At 73.7% G+C, this 1793-nt stretch carries 2 protein-coding genes; both read left to right on the forward strand.

What is annotated here, in order from left to right; translation table 11 throughout:
• Nucleotides 1-449 (forward strand): class F sortase (locus tag E1258_RS32415; protein WP_132407766.1); only part of this gene is annotated, 449 nt, incomplete at its 5' end.
• Between the two features lie 75 nt (nt 450-524).
• On the forward strand, nt 525-1634 hold the full coding sequence (locus E1258_RS32420) for a magnesium and cobalt transport protein CorA (protein WP_132407768.1): 1110 nt from the start codon (nt 525-527) through the stop codon (nt 1632-1634).
• The last annotated feature ends 159 nt before the right edge of the window (nt 1635-1793 follow it).

A 1793-nucleotide genomic window follows, 5' to 3' on the forward strand; every position in this document is an offset into this window, starting at 1 on the left:
CCACCCCCGTCCGCCTCACCATTGCCGCGATCGACGTACACGCCCGCGTGGTGCCGGTCGCCGCCAGCGCCGCCGGTGAACTGGAGGTCCCCCCGGCGGGCCCACCGGCCGTCGCCGGCTGGTACCGCCTCGGCGTCAGCCCCGGCGAGGCCGGCAACGCCGTCGTCGTCGGGCACGTCGACTCCCGCGAGAACGGCCCCGCCGTCTTCTTCGACCTCGGCCGGCTCCGGCCCGGCGACCGCATCCAGATCGCCCGCGCCGACTCCCGGGTCGCGACGTTCGCCGTCGACGGCGTCGGCGCGTACCCGAAGACGCGGTTTCCCACCGCGCTGGTCTACGGCACCGGCCCCGTACCCCGGCTGCGCCTGGTCACCTGCGGCGGCCGGTTCGACGAGCGCGACCGCGCGTACCTCGACAACATCGTCGTCTTCGCCACCGCCGTGCCCTGACCCACACCCCCGGCCGCCACCGCGCCGGAAGATCGCCTACGGTTGCCGTCAGTCCCGGCGAGGCGGAGGTGACCGGTGGACCAGCAACCTGGGCGGGCCCGAAGGCGCGGCCGGCTGCCCGCCCTGCTGCGCCGGGCGCTCGGCCAACCGACCCACTCCGCGCCACCGGCCGTCCGCCGCGCCAACCCCGACGCCGTCGTCGACTGCGCGATCTACGTCGACGGCCAGCGCCAACCCGGCCGCCCGCACTACACCGACGCGTACGCGCGCAGCCGGCGCGGCCGACGGACGTTCGTCTGGCTGGGCCTGCACGATCCCGCGCCGGCGGTGATGGCCGCAGTCGGGCGAACCTTCGGCCTCGACGAGTTCAGCGTCACCCAGGCCCTCACCGACGGGCACCGACCCACCCTGCAACGCCACGGCGACGTGACCCTGCTGGTGCTGCGCACGGCCGGATACGTGGAGCACACGGAGCTGACCGACACCTCCGAGGTGATCGACACCGGCGACGTCATGGCGTTCCTCGGCGACCGGTTCGTCGTGACCGTCCGGCACGGCGCGGCCGGCGCGCTCACCGCCGTGCGCGAGGACATCCAGCGCCGCCCGGCCGTGCTCGCCGAGGGACCCTGGGCCGTGGCGTACGCGGTCTGCGCCCGCATGGTCGAGCTGTACCTGGAGGTCGCCGGCCACGTCGAGACGGACCTGGAACGGCTGGAGGAAACGGTCTTCGCCCGCGAACGCTCCGCCGATATCCCGCAGATCTACCAGCTCAAACGGGAGATCGTCGAGTTCAAGCGGGCCGTGCTGCCGGCGCAGGCGCCGCTGCGCGCACTGGCCGGGCAGCCCGCCGACGGCCCACCGGCGGCCCTGCGCCGCTGGTTCGCCGACGTGGAGAGCGACCTGACCCGGGCCGTCGACCGGGTCAGCACGTACGACGACCTGCTCAACTCCATCCTTCAGTCCCGGCTGGCGCAACTGGCCGTCGATCAGAACAACGACATGCGCAAGATCGCGGCGTGGGCGGCGATCGCCGCCACCCAGACCGCCGTCGCCGGCATATACGGGATGAACTTCACCCACATGCCCGAACTGCACTGGCGCTACGGCTACGGCGGGGCGCTGCTGCTGATGGCGACGACCGCGCTGGTGCTGCACCGACTGTTCCGCCGCTCCGGCTGGCTGTAGGCCGACTCCTGACGCCCCCGCCCCCGGCGGGCCGCCCCCCGATCGGGGCGGGTGTCGGGTTTGTCAGACGGTGTCCGGTGGGCGGGGTCACCGTGGCGGTGGAATCGGGTCGGGGGTCGGGGCGTTGTATCTGGCATACGACCGCCGGTCTTTTCGGCC

Source organism: Micromonospora sp. KC207, assembly GCF_004348615.1.
Classification (GTDB): domain Bacteria; phylum Actinomycetota; class Actinomycetes; order Mycobacteriales; family Micromonosporaceae; genus Micromonospora.